Consider the following 14,893-nt stretch of genomic DNA (forward strand, 5'->3'; position numbering starts at 1 on the left):
TCTGTTGGACGGGAACGGGGCGCCGCAGCGCCCCGTCCGAAGTGTGGTTACTGGCCGGCCTTGATGCGCTGCCAGGATTCGGTGAGCAGCTCGTCATAGTCGGGCGAGTGGGCCTTGAGCGGGAACAGCTTGGCCGAGATTTCGGCGGTCGGGTAGATCGCCGGATCGTCCTTGACCTCGGCATCGATCAGCTCGAGGGCGGCCTTGTTGCCCGAGGCATAGAACACGTAGTTGGTGTTGGCCGCGGCAATGTCGGGACGCAGCATGAAGTCGATGAACTTGTACGCGTTCTCGACATGCGGGGCGTCGGCGGGGATGGCGAAGAGGTCGAACCACTTGAGCGCGCCTTCGGCCGGGATGACGTAATCCACCTCGACGCCGGCACCGGCCTCGGAGGCGGCATCGCGGGCGATGAAGACGTCGCCGGAATAGCCGACCGACAGGCAGACCTCGCCGTTGCCGAGATCGTCAATGTACTGGCTGGAGTTGAAGTAGCGCACATAGGGGCGGATCGACATCAGCAGCGCTTCGGCCTGCTTGAGGTCGTCGGCCGATTCCGAGTTCGGGTCGAGGCCGAGATAGTTCAGCGCCGAGGCCATCACCTCGGCCGGGGCGTCGAGCAGGGTGACGCCGCAATCGGCGAGCTTGCTGACCAGCTCGGGCTTGAAGACGATGTCCCATGTGTTGACCGGCTGGTCGGGGCCGAGCGCCTCGGCGACCTTGCCGACATTATAGCCGATGGCCGTGGTGCCCCACATGTAATCGACCGAATGGGCGTTGTCGGGATCATGGGCGGCGGTGCTGGCCATGACTTCGGGGTCCATGTTGACCAGGTTGGGCAGCTTGGACTTGTCGAAGGGCAGGAAGAGGCCGGCGGCGACCTGGCGCTCGAGGAAGAAGCCCGAGGGGACGACGACGTCATAGCCCGAGGAGCCGGCGAGCAGCTTGGCTTCAACCAGTTCGTTGCTGTCGAAGACGTCGTAATTGACCTTGATGCCGGTCTCGGCCTCGAACTTGGCGACCGTGTCATCGGCAATATAGTCGGACCAGTTGTAGACGTTGACGACGTTCTCCTGCGCCAGGGCAGGGGTGGCGAGCATGAGGGCTCCGAGAGCCACCAGAAGTTTGGTCTGCATTATCGTCTCCTTTGAAGAGGGGGCGTTGCCGGGTTTCCGGCGGTCGGGATGGGCGGCAGGTGGCTGGACGGCACGTCTGCCGGTGCGGGGCGACCGGGCAATCGGAGTGGTTGGCCGGTGTTGCGCGGGAGCGGGCATAGCTCGCATGAGGTCCATCAGCGCGGGCAGGGCGCTGGCAATCAGTCTGGCCGCAGAGTGCCCCTTGTCGGGTGCGCATCGATCCGGCGCCTTGCCCGGATCAACAGTGACTGTACTCAGTGAAGTTGCCCTTGGAGCTGATGGTTGGAAACTGCCATTCTGGCGCAGCTATGCTGGACCGAACTAACCAGCAAATGCGGCGGGCCACAAGGTGGAAGGCGGGCAAAATTCGCGACCCCTTGACGCTGCGGGCCGTCAGCACTCTATAGGGTGCAACCCCAAGTTTTCGAGGATCGCACGTGTCGGCCAAGGACTATCTCTCCGTTTCTTCCGAGGTCAAGAAAGCCCTCGCCGCCGGCAAGCCGGTGGTGGCGCTGGAATCGACCATCATCACCCATGGCATGCCCTATCCGCAGAACCTGGAAATGGCGCAGAACGTCGAGGCGGTGATCCGTCGCAACGGCGCCACGCCGGCGACGGTGGCGATCATGGACGGGGCGTTCAAAGTCGGCGTGACGCCGGAGGAGCTCGAGGAACTGGCCAAGACCGGCGGCAAGGCGGCCAAGGCGTCGCGGCGCGACGTGGCGGCGCTGCTGGCAGCAGGCGAGATCGCCGGCACCACGGTGGCGACGACGATGATGGCGGCGGAGTGGGCCGGGATCAGCGTGTTTGCGACCGGCGGCATTGGCGGCGTGCATCGCGGCGCCGAGACCACGTTCGACATCTCGGCCGATCTCGAGGAGCTGAGCCGGACGCCGGTGGCGGTGGTCTGCGCCGGCGCCAAATCGATCCTCGATATTCCCAAGACGCTGGAAACGCTGGAGACCAATGGCGTACCGGTGCTGGGCTGGCAGACCGACGACTTCCCGGCCTTCTGGGCACGGCAGAGCGGCCAGAAGGTGGACCACCGGATCGACAGCGCCAAGCAGGCGGCCAAGGTGATCGCGCTGCAGTTCGAACTGGGGATGGGCGGCGTGCTGATCGCCAACCCGATCCCCGAGAGCCATGCGATGGATGCCAGCGTCATCGAGGCGCGGATCGAGGAAGCCATCCTCGGGGCCGAGCGCGAGGGCGTGTCGCGCAAGGACCTGACGCCGTTCCTGCTCAAGCGGATTTTCGAGCTGACCGAGGGGCGGAGCCTCGTCGCCAATATCGCCCTGGTCGAGAACAACGCCGCAGTGGCCTCCGAGATCGCGGTGGCGCTGAGCAAGCTGGCCGAGAAGGGCAAGTCGAAGGGCAAGGGAGACGCATGAGCGACACCGGCCGGGTGCTGGTTGTCGGCGATGTGATGACCGATGTGATCGTCCGGCCGGAGGGACCGCTGGTGCGCGGCTCCGACCGGCGTGCGGCGATCCAGAGCCGGCCCGGCGGGTCGGGTGCCAACCAGGCGGTATGGCTGGGCTCGATGGGTACGCCGGTGAGCTTGGTGGCGCGTGTCGGGGCGCGCGACAAGCCGCATCTCGAGGCCTATTTCAAAGGCTTCCATGTTGATCCGCAGCTGATTGCCGATGCGCAGAAGCCATCGGGCGTGCTGGTGACGATCGTCGATCCGGATGGCGAGCGCAGCTTTCTGACCGACCGGGGCGCCAACCTGGAGCTGTCGCCGTCGGACATGCCGGTCTGGCTGCTGGACGAGACGCGGCTGGTGCTGCTGTCGGGCTATTCGCTGTTTGCCGAAGGGCCGCGCCGGGCCGTGCAATGGCTGATCGAGGAAGCGCGGGGACGCCAGATACCGATTGCCATCGACGCCGCCTCGGCCGGGTTCCTGCGCGAGGTGGGGGTAAGAAATTTCCTCGAGTGGACGGCAGGGATCTCGACGCTGTTTGCCAATGAGGACGAGGCGGAGGTGCTGACCGGTACCGATGATGCCACCGACCAGATGATCGCGCTGGGCCGCAGCTTCGACCGGGTGATCATCAAGCGCGGGGCGCGGGGCGCGGCGATCGGCGATGCGCGCGGGGTGCGGCTGGAGAAGTCGGCGCCGTTCGTGGCGGTGATCGATTCGACCGGGGCGGGCGACGCCTTTGCGGCGGGCTTCCTGTCGGCGGAGCTGGCGGGGGCCGACGAGGACGAGGCGCTGCGGCGCGGCATTCGCGCCGGGTCAGAGGCGGTGAAGACGGTGGGCGGGCAGCCGGGGTAACCGGGCTTTGGGTGTGGGGGGCAGCCCCTCATCCGGCCTGCGGCCACCTTCTCCCCTGAGGGGAGAAGGGAAGGGCGCGAATATCCGGGCAGGTGCGTACGGACGCCCCCTCCACCGGCCGACGGCCGGTCCCCCTCCCCCGCGGGCGGGGGAGGGGCGGGAGGGACCGGTGGCGGCCCGACAGCTTCCTATTGCGCCAGGGCGCACCAGTCGAAGCTGTTGGGGGTGTAGGCGGGCTTGGTGCCGTCAAGGTCGCCCAGTTCGTGCAGGTAGGCGGTGTGGACGGCGTCGCGGCTGAGGGCGAGGTCGAGCTCCCAGCAGCCGCGGGCGAGCTGGTGGGCGGGATCGTCGAGCGTGGTCTCGAAGCCGGTGCCGACCAGCTTGCCGAGAACGCGGATGACGGTGCCGGCGGGGTCGACATAGATACGGCCCTCGCGGGTGAGGCTGCCGGTGGCGCCTTCTGCCATGTCGGGCGAGGTCATGCGCGTGAAGACGAAGGCGAGGCTGCCGTCAGGGCGGTAGCAGAAGGTCTGCTCCTCGCTGGCGATGGCGTCGATCAGGTAGGTGCGCCTGAGAATGGAGGGGCCATAGCCGTCGGCGCCCTGATCCCAGAACTCGAAAAAGTCGGCATAGCCGCCATCGTGGACACGGCGCCAGCCCTGCCAGTTGTCGGGCTGCTGCGCCAGCGTCTGGGTGCAGGCGGCATAGGCCGCGCGGATTTCGGCAATGGCGGCAACATCGGCGGCACGGGGCGGTGTCGTGGCGGCGAGCAGGACGGCAATGGCGACCAGCAGGTGGCGGAACATGATCGAGGCCTCGGCGATCCGGTGCCGGTAGCGTAGCGGAAATGAAGGGGGGATGAACACCTCCCGGGCTGTCCATCCCCCCTCACGCTCCTCCCCCGCAAGCGGGGTTGGTCCGCCGATCGCCAGTCGTTCTAGATGGCCAGATATTCCTGACGCAGTTCGGCGTTGTCGAGCACTTCCTGGGCGGTGCCGGTGAAGGCGACTTCGCCGGTGTCGAGAATGACGGCGCGGTCGGCGAGCTTGAGCGCGGCGACGGCGTTCTGCTCGACGATGATGGTGGTGATGCCCAGCTGCTTGATCTCGTTGAGGATGCGCTCGATCTCCTGGACGATGACCGGCGCGAGGCCCTCATAGGGCTCGTCGAGCAGCAGCAGCTTGAGGTCGCGGGCGAGGGCGCGGGCGATGGCGAGCATCTGCTGTTCGCCGCCCGAGAGGGTGACGCCTTCCTGCTTGCGACGCTCGGCGAGGCGCGGGAAGTGCGCATAGATGCGATCGAGATCCCAACCGCCGCCGGGTGCCACCTTGGCGAGGGTGATGTTTTCCTCGACCGTCAGGCCCTGGATGATGCGCCGATCCTCGGGCACCAGCTGGACGCCGACGCGGGCGGCCTCGAAGGACTTCATCTTGTGCAGCGGCTGGCCGTCGAGCCAGATTTCGCCCTGCTGCAGCGATGGGTAGTCGACGCGGGCGATGGTGCGCAGCGTCGAGGTCTTGCCGGCGCCGTTGCGGCCGAGCAGAGCGAGGATCTCGCCGTGGCGAATGTCGAAGCTCACGCCCTGGACGATGTAGCTTTCGCCGTAATAGGCGTGGATGTCCTTGACGGCGAAGAACGGCGCTTCGGCCGGGGCGGTGCGCTCGGCGGAACGGGCCTTCGAGCTATCGGCGGGAATGGCATTGGCATCCATGGTGATGGCACTCATCTAGTGGGCTGCCTCTTCAAGCTGGTGGGTGCCGCCCAGGTAGGCTTCCTGGACCTTGGCATTGCCGCGGACTTCATCGGGAAGACCTTCGGCGATGATACGGCCACCAGCGAGAACAGAGATCTTGTCGGCCAAGGAGAACACAACATGCATATCGTGTTCAATGATGACCTTGGTCATGCCGCGGGCCTTGATCTTCTTGAGCAGGTCGATGGTGGTGTTGGTGTCGTGGCGGCTCATGCCGGCGGTCGGTTCGTCGAGCAGCAGCAGGCGCGGATGCTGGATCAGGCACATGGCCAGTTCCATGCGCCGCTTGTCGCCGCGGCTGAGGGCGCCGGCGTGATTGAGGCGCTGGCCGTGCAGCCCGACATCCTCGAGGGTGGCCTCGGCCTCCTCGCGCAGGGCGTGCTCGGCGTCGAGCGCCTTGAAGATGTTGATCGAGAAGGCGCCGTCGCGCTTGGCGAAGGCCGGCGCCATGACGTTCTGCAGGACCGAGAGCTCGGGGAAGATTTCCGGCGTCTGAAACACGCGCACGACGCCCATCTGGTTGATCTCGTGCGGCTTCTTGCCGGTGAGGACCTTGCCATCGAAGACCACGGCGCCGCGGCTGGGGGCGAGGCGACCGATGATGACGTTGAGCAGGGTCGACTTGCCGGCGCCGTTCGGGCCGATGATGGCGTGGGTCTTGCCCTCCTCGACCTGCAGGTCGATATCGGCGAGGGCGTGCAGGCCGCCGAAGTGCATGTGGACGTCGGCAACGTGCAGGACGACATTCTTGTCTGACTGGCTCATCGGGCTATTCCGCGGGCTGGACTGAGGGCGGGGCGGAACTGGTGGCCGGCGAACTGGGTGGCGTGCGCCGCTGGAACAGGCTGCCGATGCGGCGCGCGCCTTCCATGATGCCGCCGGGCAGGAAGACCACGACGAGCACGAAGATCAGGCCGAGCGTCAGATGCCAGCCTTCGCCGACGAACTTGGACGCCACGGTGACCACCAGATCGCCGATCTCGGCCGGCAGGAAGCTGAAGAAGCTGTGCAGCACGCTTTCGTTGAAGGCCGAGAAGATGTTCTCGAAGTACTTGATCAGCCAGGCGCCCATGACGGGGCCGATCAGCGTGCCGACGCCACCCAGGATGGTCATCAGCACCACTTCACCCGAGGCCGTCCACTGCATGCGCTCGGCGCCGGCAAGCGGATCCGTGACCGCGAGAAGGGCACCGGCGAGGCCGGCATACATGCCCGAGATGACGAAGGCGGTGAGCGTGTAGGGCTTGGTGTCAAAGCCGGTGTAGTTCATGCGCGTCTGGTTGGACTTGATGGCGCGCAGCATCATGCCGAAGGGCGACGAGGAAACCTTCATCGCAATGAAGAAGGCGATGAGCAGCAGCACGGCGCAGAAGTAGAAGCCTTCAAAGCCAGAGAAGTCATGCCCGAACAGGCTCGGCCGCGGCAGGCCGGCGCCGCGCTCGCCAAACATCAGGTCGATGACGCGCGGGTCCTGGAGCGTGAGCTGCAGGCTGGTTTCGCCATTGGTGATGGGCGTCAGCACCGAGTAGGCGAGATTGTAGCACATCTGCGCAAAGGCGAGCGTCAGGATGGAGAAGTAGATGCCCGAGCGCCGCAGGCTGAGATAGCCGATGACGAGGGCGAAGAGGCCCGAGACGATCACCGCAAAGATGATGGCAGGAATGGCATCCATGGTGAGCAGCTTGAACGACCAGACGGCCGTGTAACTGCCGACGCCGAGGAAGGCGGCGTGGCCGAAGCTCAGGTAGCCGGTGAGGCCGAACAGGATGTTGAAGCCGATAGCGAAGATCGCAAAGATCGCGAACTTCTGCAGCAGCCCCGGGTAGGAGGCGCCGAGCGGGGTCAGCCAGATCGGCATGGTGACAACCACAAGGGCGAAGAGCACGAAGGTGATGAGGTCCCGGCGGGACAGGCGGAAGATATCCATCTCAGCTCTCCATCATGCCGCGGCGGCCGAGCAGGCCACGCGGGCGGACAAGCAGGATCACCACGGCGGTGAGATAGATGATGATCTGGTCGATGCCGGGAAGGATCTGCTTGACCTCGTTCATGGAGGCAAAGCTCTGCAGTATGCCGAGGAGGAAGCCGGCCGCGACGGCGCCGGGCAGCGAGCCCATGCCGCCGACCACGACGACGACGAAGCTGAGCACGAGGAAGTCCATGCCCATGTGATAGTTGGGCGGCACGAGCGGCGTGTACATCACACCGGCCAGGCCGGCGACGACGGCGGCGATGCCGAACATGATGGTGAAGCGGCGGCCGATATTGATGCCGACCAGGCCGACGGTCTCGCGATCGGCCATGCCGGCGCGGACCACGAGGCCGAAGGTGGTGAAGCGCAGGAAGCTGAACACGGCGACGATCAGGCCGACCGAGAACAGGAAGTAGATCAGGCGCCAGAGCGGGTAGGTGACCGCACCGGCCGACAGGCCGATCCAGACGCCGACATCGGCGGCACCCTGCAGGGCGGTCGGCATGGGCTGGCTGATCGGGTTGGGGCCGAAGACGGCCTTGACGACCTCCTGCAGCACGATGGCGAGGCCGAAGGTCACGAGGATCTGCTCGGCATGGGTGCGCTTGTAGAAATGCTTGATGATGCCGCGTTCCATGGCGATGCCGATCAGCAGCATGGCCGGGATGGCGAGCAGGATCGACAGCGGCACGGAGTAATCGACGAGGATGGCGCCGAAATCGCCGAACCAGGTCTGGGCCAGCGGCGTCCGGATTTCCAGCGGCGTGCCCCAGGGCGACAGCTGATCGGGATCGATGGTGATGGTCTCGAGCGTGATGAGCTGGCGGAAGGCCACGGCGCAGAAGGCGCCCAGCATGAAGAGCGCGCCGTGGGCGAAGTTGACGACGCCGAGCGTGCCGAAGACGAGCGTCAGACCGAGGGCGATCAGCGCATAGGCACCGCCCTTGTCGAGGCCGTTCAGTAGCTGGGCGAGAATGGCGTCCATGGGAAGTTCCTCAGGTACGGTCGATCTGGTGAGCGCCATCCCTGCGCGGGGGAGACGGAGCCCGAAGAAACGAATGGGGGGTAAGTCCCGGCAGCGTCCGGGCGAGGCCTACCCCGCATGCGTCCCGCATTCGCCGATCCACCTTCTCCCGCGAGGGGAGAAGGGGAACCGACTTGAAAGTACCGGCTGAAAGGGGCAGCCGGTACTCAAACGCGATCAGCACATATTGGGCGTATCGGGGCCGAGTTCGCCGCCGAAGATGGCCGGATCGTAGGTCACCGATTCCTTGGAGGCGGTGTCGACGACCTGCAGCAGATCGAACGGGTTGGCCGGAGCCTCCTTGCCCTGCACGACGAGGACGTCCTTGAAGCACTGGTGATCGGAACCACGGTAGGTGGTCGGACCATTGCCGAGGCCGTCAAAGTCGAAGTCCTCAAGGGACTTGATGACTTCGGGCGGGTAGAAGGTGCCGGCGCGTTCGCAGGCATCGGCATAGAGCAGGGTCTGCACGTAGGACGTGTGCGCGGCCTGGCTCGGCGGCTGGCCGAACTTGGCGCCGAAGGACTTGGTGAAGGCCTTGGAGCCTTCGTCGCCCAGCTGCCAGTCCCAGTTGGAGGTGCCGTAGATGCCCTTCATGGCAGCGCCGGCGCCCTTGGCCATCAGGTCCGAGACCAGCGGCACAACGATTTCGAACTGCTTGCCGTTGACCTGCTTGTCGCGCAGGCCGAACTGCACGGCCTGGGTCAGCGAGTTGACCATGTCGAAGCCGTAGTGGTTGAGCACCAGCACGTCGGCACCGGAGTTGAGAACCGGCGTGATGTACTGCGAGAAGTCACCGGCACCCACAGGGGTCCGTACCGGGGCGATGGTCTTCCAGCCGAGGGCTTCGGTGGCGTTCTTCATCGACTCTTCCTGGGTCCAGCCCCAGGTGTAGTCGGCCGTCAGGTGATAGGCGACGCGATCGCTGCCGTAGGCTTTGGCCAGAGTCGGGGCGATGGCGATACCGGACTGGTAGGCGTTGAAGAAGTGGCGGAAGCCATACTTCTTCTTGTCCTTGCCGGTGGTGTCGTTGGAATGGGTCAGGGCGGCCATGAAGATGACGCCCATTTCCTGGCAGAGACCCTGCACGGCGATGGCCACACCGGACGAGGAACCGCCCGAGATCATCAGAGCGCCGTCGCGTTCGATCATGCGGCGGGCGGAGTCGCGGGCCGCGTCAGCCTTGGTCTGGGTGTCGCCGGTGACGTAGGCCACCTTCTTGCCCAGGATGCCGCCACCCTTGAGGGTCTTGGACGAGAAGGTCGGGATCATGCCGCCGTCGCCGCCGCCGTTGAGATGCTCGACGGCGAGCTCGAAGGCGCGCAGTTCGTCGGCACCTTCATCGGCATAGGCGCCGGTCTGGGGAACGTTGAAGCCGAGCGTGACGGTGTCACCGGTCGGGGCGTTGCAGAATTCCTGCGCGTAGGCGCTGCGGGTGAAAATGGTCGGGGCGACGCCGGTGGCGATGATGCCGGCGAGGCCGGTTTTCATCACGGTACGACGGCTGAATCCCTTATGAGATTGGGTCATGCACTCCTCCTGTTGCGCGGGGGGCCTGATGCGTGCCGGGACACCTCACCGCAGCCGAAAGCATTGGGCAGAATGCAAACGAGCGCAATAGATCATTGAAAACATTGTTGAATTTTGTAAATAGTTGCACTGAAACGGCTTTACATGTGTAAATACGTTGACAACGCGGAGGTGGAGACATGCGGGGGCCGATCGGGATCCGGATCAGTTCGCGGCGCAAGGTGCTGCGTATCTCGCAGGCCGAGCTGGCCCGGCGTGCGGGTATTTCACCGAGCTATCTCAACCTGATAGAGGCCAACAAGCGCGATGTCGGCGGGGCCCTGCTGAAGCGCATTGCCGGCGAGCTGACGATCGATATCGGCGAGCTGACCGGGGAGAGCGAGCACCGGCTGATCGCCGAACTGGAGGAGGCGTTCGCCGACCCGGTGCTGGCCAGTGCCGCGCTGGGCAGCGCCGAGGCGCGCGATCTGGTGGCGCGGCAGCCGGCAGCGGCGGCGGTGATCGTGCAATTGCACCGCGCCTATGCCGGCGCCATGGCGAGCGCGGATGACTATGCGCAGCGGCTGCGGGCCGATCCGCTGTTCTCGCAATTGCTGCACCGCATCCTGTCGGGGATCACCGCCGTGCGCTCGAGTGCCGAAATTCTCGAGGACGTGCCCGACCTGGAGGAGGCCGAACAGGCCCGGTTCCGGGCGACGATCGCGCGCGAGGCCAAGGCGATGACGGAGGTGGCGCACAACCTGATCGGGCAGTTCGACCGCGAGGCCGCGGGACGGCGGGCAGTGTCGCCGATCCGCGAGCTCGACGACCTGATCTTTTCCAACGACAACTATTTCCCGCGGCTGGAAGAGGTGGCCGAGACGCTGCGCGGCGAGATCCGCGTGCTCAACGAAGGCACGATGATCGACGCGCTGCAGGCGCGATTCGGCATCGAGGTCCGTCGTTCGGCGGGGCGGGAGGTGGATGCGCACGGCTTTCCCGGGCAGTATCATTTCGACGCCAGCCGGCGGGAAATGTGGTTCCAGACCAGTGCCATCGCGGCCACGCGGCAGTTCCAGATGAGCCGGCTCTACGCCGAGCTGGCGGCGGGCAAGGCGATCGAGGCCGAGGTCGAGTCGCCGGTGCTGACCTCGGCGACGTCCCGGCGACTCGCCTACCGGGCGCTGTCGTCCTATGTGGCCGGGGCGATGGTATTCCCCTATGCGCAGTTTCTCGGCGAGGCGGAGGACCTCAGCTACGATATCGAGGCGTTGCGGCAGTCCTATACGGCGAGTTTCGAGCAGGTGGCACACCGGCTGGTGACGTTGCGGAAGCCCGACGAAGCGGGGATTCCCTTCGGCTTCCTGCGCTCGGACCCGGCCGGCCGGCTGACCAAGCATTTCCCGTTGCCGGGACTGCTGCTGCCCAATAGCGGACATGCCTGCCCGCTCTGGGCGATCTACAATGCGTTCCGGACGCCCGACGCGCTGGTGCGGCAGGTGGTGCAGTTCTCGGACGGCTCGCGCTATCTGTTCATCGCCAAGACGGCGGCGCGGCGGACTGCGAGTTTTTCGGATCGGGCGATTCATACCTCGGTGATGCTGGCCTGCGACGTGCTGCAGGCGGATCGCACGGTTTATGCCGCCGGGCTCGACCTTGACGACAGCGCCGCAGACGTACCGGTGGGGCCGGCGTGCCGGCTGTGCACGCGACGCGATTGCCCGGAGCGGCAGGAGGAAGCGCTGGCACCGGGCAGCGATCAGGGGGCCGTCCGGGCGCCTCTGGTGCCGAGGGCATTTGACCAATCGCTGTGATTGAGCTTGTGTATCGCAGTCCCCGCAGGGAGAGCAGGGACAAGGGGGAACATTTTGGCGCTCGATATTCTCATAGCGGAGGACGAGCCGAGCATTCTGGAGTCGCTCGACTTCATCCTGAGACGTGCAGGCTGGTCGATTGAAAGCGTGACCGACGGCGAGGCGGCGCTCGCCGCGCTCAAGCGCGCGCGGCCGCGTGTGGTGGTGCTCGACGTCATGCTGCCCAAGCGCTCGGGCTTCGAAGTGCTCAAGCACATCCGGGCGGATGCGGAAACGCATGACCTGCCGGTACTGATCCTGACGGCCAAGGGCCAGGTGCAGGACCGGCGCACGGCCGAGGAACTGGGGGCGAACAGTTTCGTCACCAAGCCCTATGCCAATGCCGACGTGGTCAGCGCCGTGCGGCACCTGCTGGGCGAGGGAAGGGACTGAAGCCGGTGCCACCCGTTCCATTTCCCACCGGCGGCTGATGCGAGGGCGGCTATGATCCCAAGCAAGATCAGCAGTGCGGCACTGTTTTTCGGGCTGCTGGGAACGATGCTGTTCCTGCCGCCGCTGGTGCTGCTGTTCAATGTCGAGACGCGGTTCTTCGGCGTGCCGGCCGAGGTGATCTATCTGTTCACGGTGTGGCTGGTGCTGATCCTGGGGGCGCGCTGGTTCGCCTACCGGCTGCCCAATGACGACAAGACGGACGAGCGCGGCGGGGACGCCGGATGACGCTGTCGGCGGATTTCGTCGTTGCCACGGCCATGGCCTATGTGGGGCTGCTGTTCCTCATCGCCTATCTGGGCGACCGGAGGGCCAGGAAGCATCCCGGCTCGTTCCTGCGCTCGCCGTTCATCTACACGCTGGCCATCTCGGTCTATTGCACGAGCTGGACCTTTTATGGCGCGGTGGGATCGGCGGCGCGCAACGGGCTCGAGTATCTGGCGATCTATCTGGGCCCGACGCTTGTGTTCGTGGGCTGGTGGTTCGTGCTGCGCAAGCTGGTGCGGATCAGCCATATGCAGCGGCTGACCTCGATCGCCGACCTGCTGAGCTCGCGCTTCGGCAAGTCGAGCCCGCTGGCGGTGCTGGTGACGGTGATCGCGGTGATCGGCATTGCGCCCTATATCGCGCTGCAGCTGAAAGCCGTGACCTCGTCGATCCAGGCGATTGCCGGGGCGTCGGAATTCGGCGTGGGCAGCCTGCAGGGCGTCGACGATGTCGGCCTGGCGCTGGGCATTGCCGCGGCCATGGCGCTGTTCACGATCCTGTTCGGGACGCGCAATGTCGACGCCAAGGAGCAGCATCACGGGGTGGTGGCGGCGATCGCCTTCGAGGCGCTGGTCAAGCTGGCGGCGTTTCTCGCCATCGGCATTTTCGTCATCTGGGCGGGCGGCGGCTTCGAGGCGATCTTTGCCAATGCCGAGGCCAAGGGCATCGACATCTATTCGTCCGAGACCTTCGGCAATCGCTGGGTGGCGATGAACGTGCTGTCGATCGCGGCCATCGTCTGCCTGCCGCGGCAGTTCCAGATCACGGTGGTGGAGAATTCCGACGAGAACCACCTGCGGACCGCCAGCTGGGCGTTTCCGGCCTATCTGATGCTGATGAGCCTGTTCACGCTGCCGATCGCGCTGTTCGGGCTGACGTCGCTGCCGGCGGGGTCGAACCCCGACATGTTCGTGCTGACGCTGCCGCTGGCCGCCGGGCAGGAGGGACTGGCGCTGTTCGCGTTCATCGGCGGGTTCTCGTCGGCCACCTCGATGATCATTGTCGAGGCCATCGCGCTCTCGATCATGGTGTCGAACCATATCGTGATGCCGATTGCGCTGCGGACGGCGGGAAGCTTTGGCGAAGGCAATGACAAGGGTTTCAGCCGGCTGCTGCTCAATTCGCGGCGGCTGTCGATCGGCATCATCCTGTCGCTGGGATTTTTCTATTTCTACTTCACCCGCGACAGCGATGCGCTGGCGCCCATCGGGCTGATCTCGTTTGCCGGCGTGGCGCAGTTCCTGCCGGCGATCATCGCGGCGCTGTTCTGGAAGGACGCGACGCTCAAGGGGGCGACGGCGGCGGTGGCGGTGGGATTCGTGGTCTGGGCGTGGTCGATGTTCATGCCCTCGTTCGAAACCAGCTCGCCGGCCGTGGCGGCGCTGATGGCGGAAGGACCGTTCGGGATCAGCTGGCTGCGGCCGCTGGGGCTGTTCGGGCTCGACGGCCTGGACCCGCTGGTGCACTCGGTGTTCTGGAGTCTCTTCCTCAACACCGTGGTGCTGATCACCGTCTCGCTGTTCACCAACCAGTCGGCGCTGGAGCGGCTGCAGGCCAACCTGTTCGTGGATGCGTTCAAGCGGACGGGGCGCAACGACCGGCAGTTCATTCGCGGCTCGGCGGCAGCAAACGACCTGTTCTTTGTGGCGCAGCGGGTGCTGGGCGCCGAACGGGCGACGGCCATCTTCGAGGGTGTGCCGCAGGCCACCATGGTGCCGACGCCGGAGTTCATCGGGCGGCTGGAGCGCGAGCTGGCCGGCTCGATCGGCGCGGCCTCGGCGCATGTGATGCTCTCGAAGGTGGTGTCGGGCGAGGCGGTGTCGCTCGAGGAGGTCATGCAGATGGCCGACGAGACGCAGCAGGCCATCGAATATTCGCAGGAGCTGGAGCAGACCTCGTCGGAACTGCGGGAGACGGCGAAAAAGCTCGAGGATGCCAACGAGCAGCTGCGCGAGCTCGACCTGCAGAAGGACGAGTTCCTCAGCCAGGTGAGCCACGAGGTGCGCACGCCGATGACCTCGATCCGTAGCTTTTCGGAAATCCTGCTGGAGGAGGACAAGCTGCGGCCCGAGGAGCGGCAGCGCTTCGTCACCACGATCCACGACGAGAGCCTGCGGCTGACCAAGCTGCTCGACCAGATCCTCGACCTGTCGGCGATGGAACGCGGCGAACGCGGCTGGGAGAACGAGCCCATTGATGCGGAAGCGGCGCTGGAACGTGCGGTAGAGGTGTGCCGGGGGCTGGCGCGGCAACGCCACATGCAGCTCGTGGCCGAACCGCGCCAGGCCGGCGCCATGGTGAGCGGCGACAGCGACCGGCTCTGCCAGGTGCTGATCAACCTGATTTCGAACGCCATCAAGTACAATACGTCCGATACGCCGGTGGTGCAGATCCGCTCGTCGGTGCGCGGGCGGTTCTACACGGTCGATGTGGAGGACAATGGCCGGGGGATCTCGCGCGAGGAGCGCAAGGTGATCTTCGAGAAGTTCTCGCGCGGCCAGCAGTCGGGGGCGGAGTCGGGCGCCGGGCTGGGGCTGGCGATCTCGCGGCAGATCATCTCACGCATGGAGGGGACGCTGGAACTGGTGCCGGGCAGCGGCTCGGGTGCCTGCTTCCGGGTGCGGCTGCCGCTGATCCGGGAGCAGGGCTAG

13 protein-coding genes are annotated in these 14,893 nt (G+C 65.8%); 6 read left to right on the top strand and 7 right to left on the bottom strand.

Annotation, left to right across the window (positions count from 1 at the left end; all coding sequences use genetic code 11):
* Positions 1 to 47: 47 nt before the first annotated feature.
* The gene (locus tag AC0L4C_RS07000) at positions 48 to 1,136 is read right to left on the bottom strand and encodes a polyamine ABC transporter substrate-binding protein (RefSeq protein ID WP_473402906.1); all 1,089 of its coding nucleotides are present in this window, start codon (positions 1,134 to 1,136) and stop codon (positions 48 to 50) included.
* 437 nt (positions 1,137 to 1,573) lie between these two features.
* On the opposite strand from AC0L4C_RS07000, the gene AC0L4C_RS07005 reads away from it, so the two are divergent.
* Complete coding sequence (locus tag AC0L4C_RS07005) at positions 1,574 to 2,527, top strand: pseudouridine-5'-phosphate glycosidase (RefSeq protein WP_473402907.1); 954 nt, start codon at positions 1,574 to 1,576, stop codon at positions 2,525 to 2,527.
* Positions 2,524 to 3,414, top strand: coding sequence for a carbohydrate kinase family protein (locus AC0L4C_RS07010; RefSeq protein ID WP_473402908.1), 891 nt, complete (start codon positions 2,524 to 2,526; stop codon positions 3,412 to 3,414). The genes AC0L4C_RS07005 and AC0L4C_RS07010 overlap by 4 nt, the downstream gene beginning before the upstream one ends.
* A 188-nt stretch (positions 3,415 to 3,602) precedes the next feature.
* On the opposite strand, the gene AC0L4C_RS07015 is transcribed toward AC0L4C_RS07010, so the two are convergent.
* The 6 genes from AC0L4C_RS07015 to AC0L4C_RS07040 form a co-directional block, all read right to left on the bottom strand.
* Complete coding sequence (locus tag AC0L4C_RS07015; RefSeq protein ID WP_473402909.1) at positions 3,603 to 4,280, bottom strand: hypothetical protein; 678 nt, start codon at positions 4,278 to 4,280, stop codon at positions 3,603 to 3,605.
* Positions 4,281 to 4,351: 71 nt separating this feature from the next.
* The gene (locus AC0L4C_RS07020; protein WP_473402910.1) at positions 4,352 to 5,140 is read right to left on the bottom strand and encodes an ABC transporter ATP-binding protein; all 789 of its coding nucleotides are present in this window, start codon (positions 5,138 to 5,140) and stop codon (positions 4,352 to 4,354) included.
* The gene (locus AC0L4C_RS07025) at positions 5,141 to 5,932 is read right to left on the bottom strand and encodes an ABC transporter ATP-binding protein (protein ID WP_473402911.1); all 792 of its coding nucleotides are present in this window, start codon (positions 5,930 to 5,932) and stop codon (positions 5,141 to 5,143) included.
* A gap of 4 nt (positions 5,933 to 5,936) precedes the next feature.
* Positions 5,937 to 7,094, bottom strand: coding sequence for a branched-chain amino acid ABC transporter permease (locus AC0L4C_RS07030; protein WP_473402912.1), 1,158 nt, complete (start codon positions 7,092 to 7,094; stop codon positions 5,937 to 5,939).
* Between the two features lies 1 nt (position 7,095).
* Complete coding sequence (locus tag AC0L4C_RS07035) at positions 7,096 to 8,124, bottom strand: branched-chain amino acid ABC transporter permease (RefSeq protein WP_473402913.1); 1,029 nt, start codon at positions 8,122 to 8,124, stop codon at positions 7,096 to 7,098.
* Between the two features lie 216 nt (positions 8,125 to 8,340).
* The gene (locus AC0L4C_RS07040; protein WP_473403471.1) at positions 8,341 to 9,654 is read right to left on the bottom strand and encodes a substrate-binding protein; all 1,314 of its coding nucleotides are present in this window, start codon (positions 9,652 to 9,654) and stop codon (positions 8,341 to 8,343) included.
* Positions 9,655 to 9,872: 218 nt separating this feature from the next.
* On the opposite strand from AC0L4C_RS07040, the gene AC0L4C_RS07045 reads away from it, so the two are divergent.
* From AC0L4C_RS07045 to AC0L4C_RS07060, 4 genes are read left to right on the top strand one after another with little or no spacing between them, the layout of a single operon-like run.
* Entirely contained in the window at positions 9,873 to 11,486 is a 1,614-nt protein-coding gene (locus AC0L4C_RS07045; RefSeq protein ID WP_473402914.1) for a helix-turn-helix domain-containing protein, read from the top strand.
* A gap of 54 nt (positions 11,487 to 11,540) precedes the next feature.
* Complete coding sequence (locus AC0L4C_RS07050; RefSeq protein WP_473402915.1) at positions 11,541 to 11,918, top strand: response regulator transcription factor; 378 nt, start codon at positions 11,541 to 11,543, stop codon at positions 11,916 to 11,918.
* Positions 11,919 to 11,969: 51 nt separating this feature from the next.
* Complete coding sequence (locus AC0L4C_RS07055; RefSeq protein ID WP_473402916.1) at positions 11,970 to 12,203, top strand: hypothetical protein; 234 nt, start codon at positions 11,970 to 11,972, stop codon at positions 12,201 to 12,203.
* Positions 12,200 to 14,893: an ATP-binding protein gene (locus AC0L4C_RS07060; RefSeq protein WP_473402917.1), complete on the top strand. Its 2,694-nt coding sequence runs from the start codon at positions 12,200 to 12,202 to the stop codon at positions 14,891 to 14,893. Before AC0L4C_RS07055 ends, AC0L4C_RS07060 begins: the two co-directional genes overlap by 4 nt.

Source organism: Devosia sp. J20-27 (assembly GCF_055808595.1).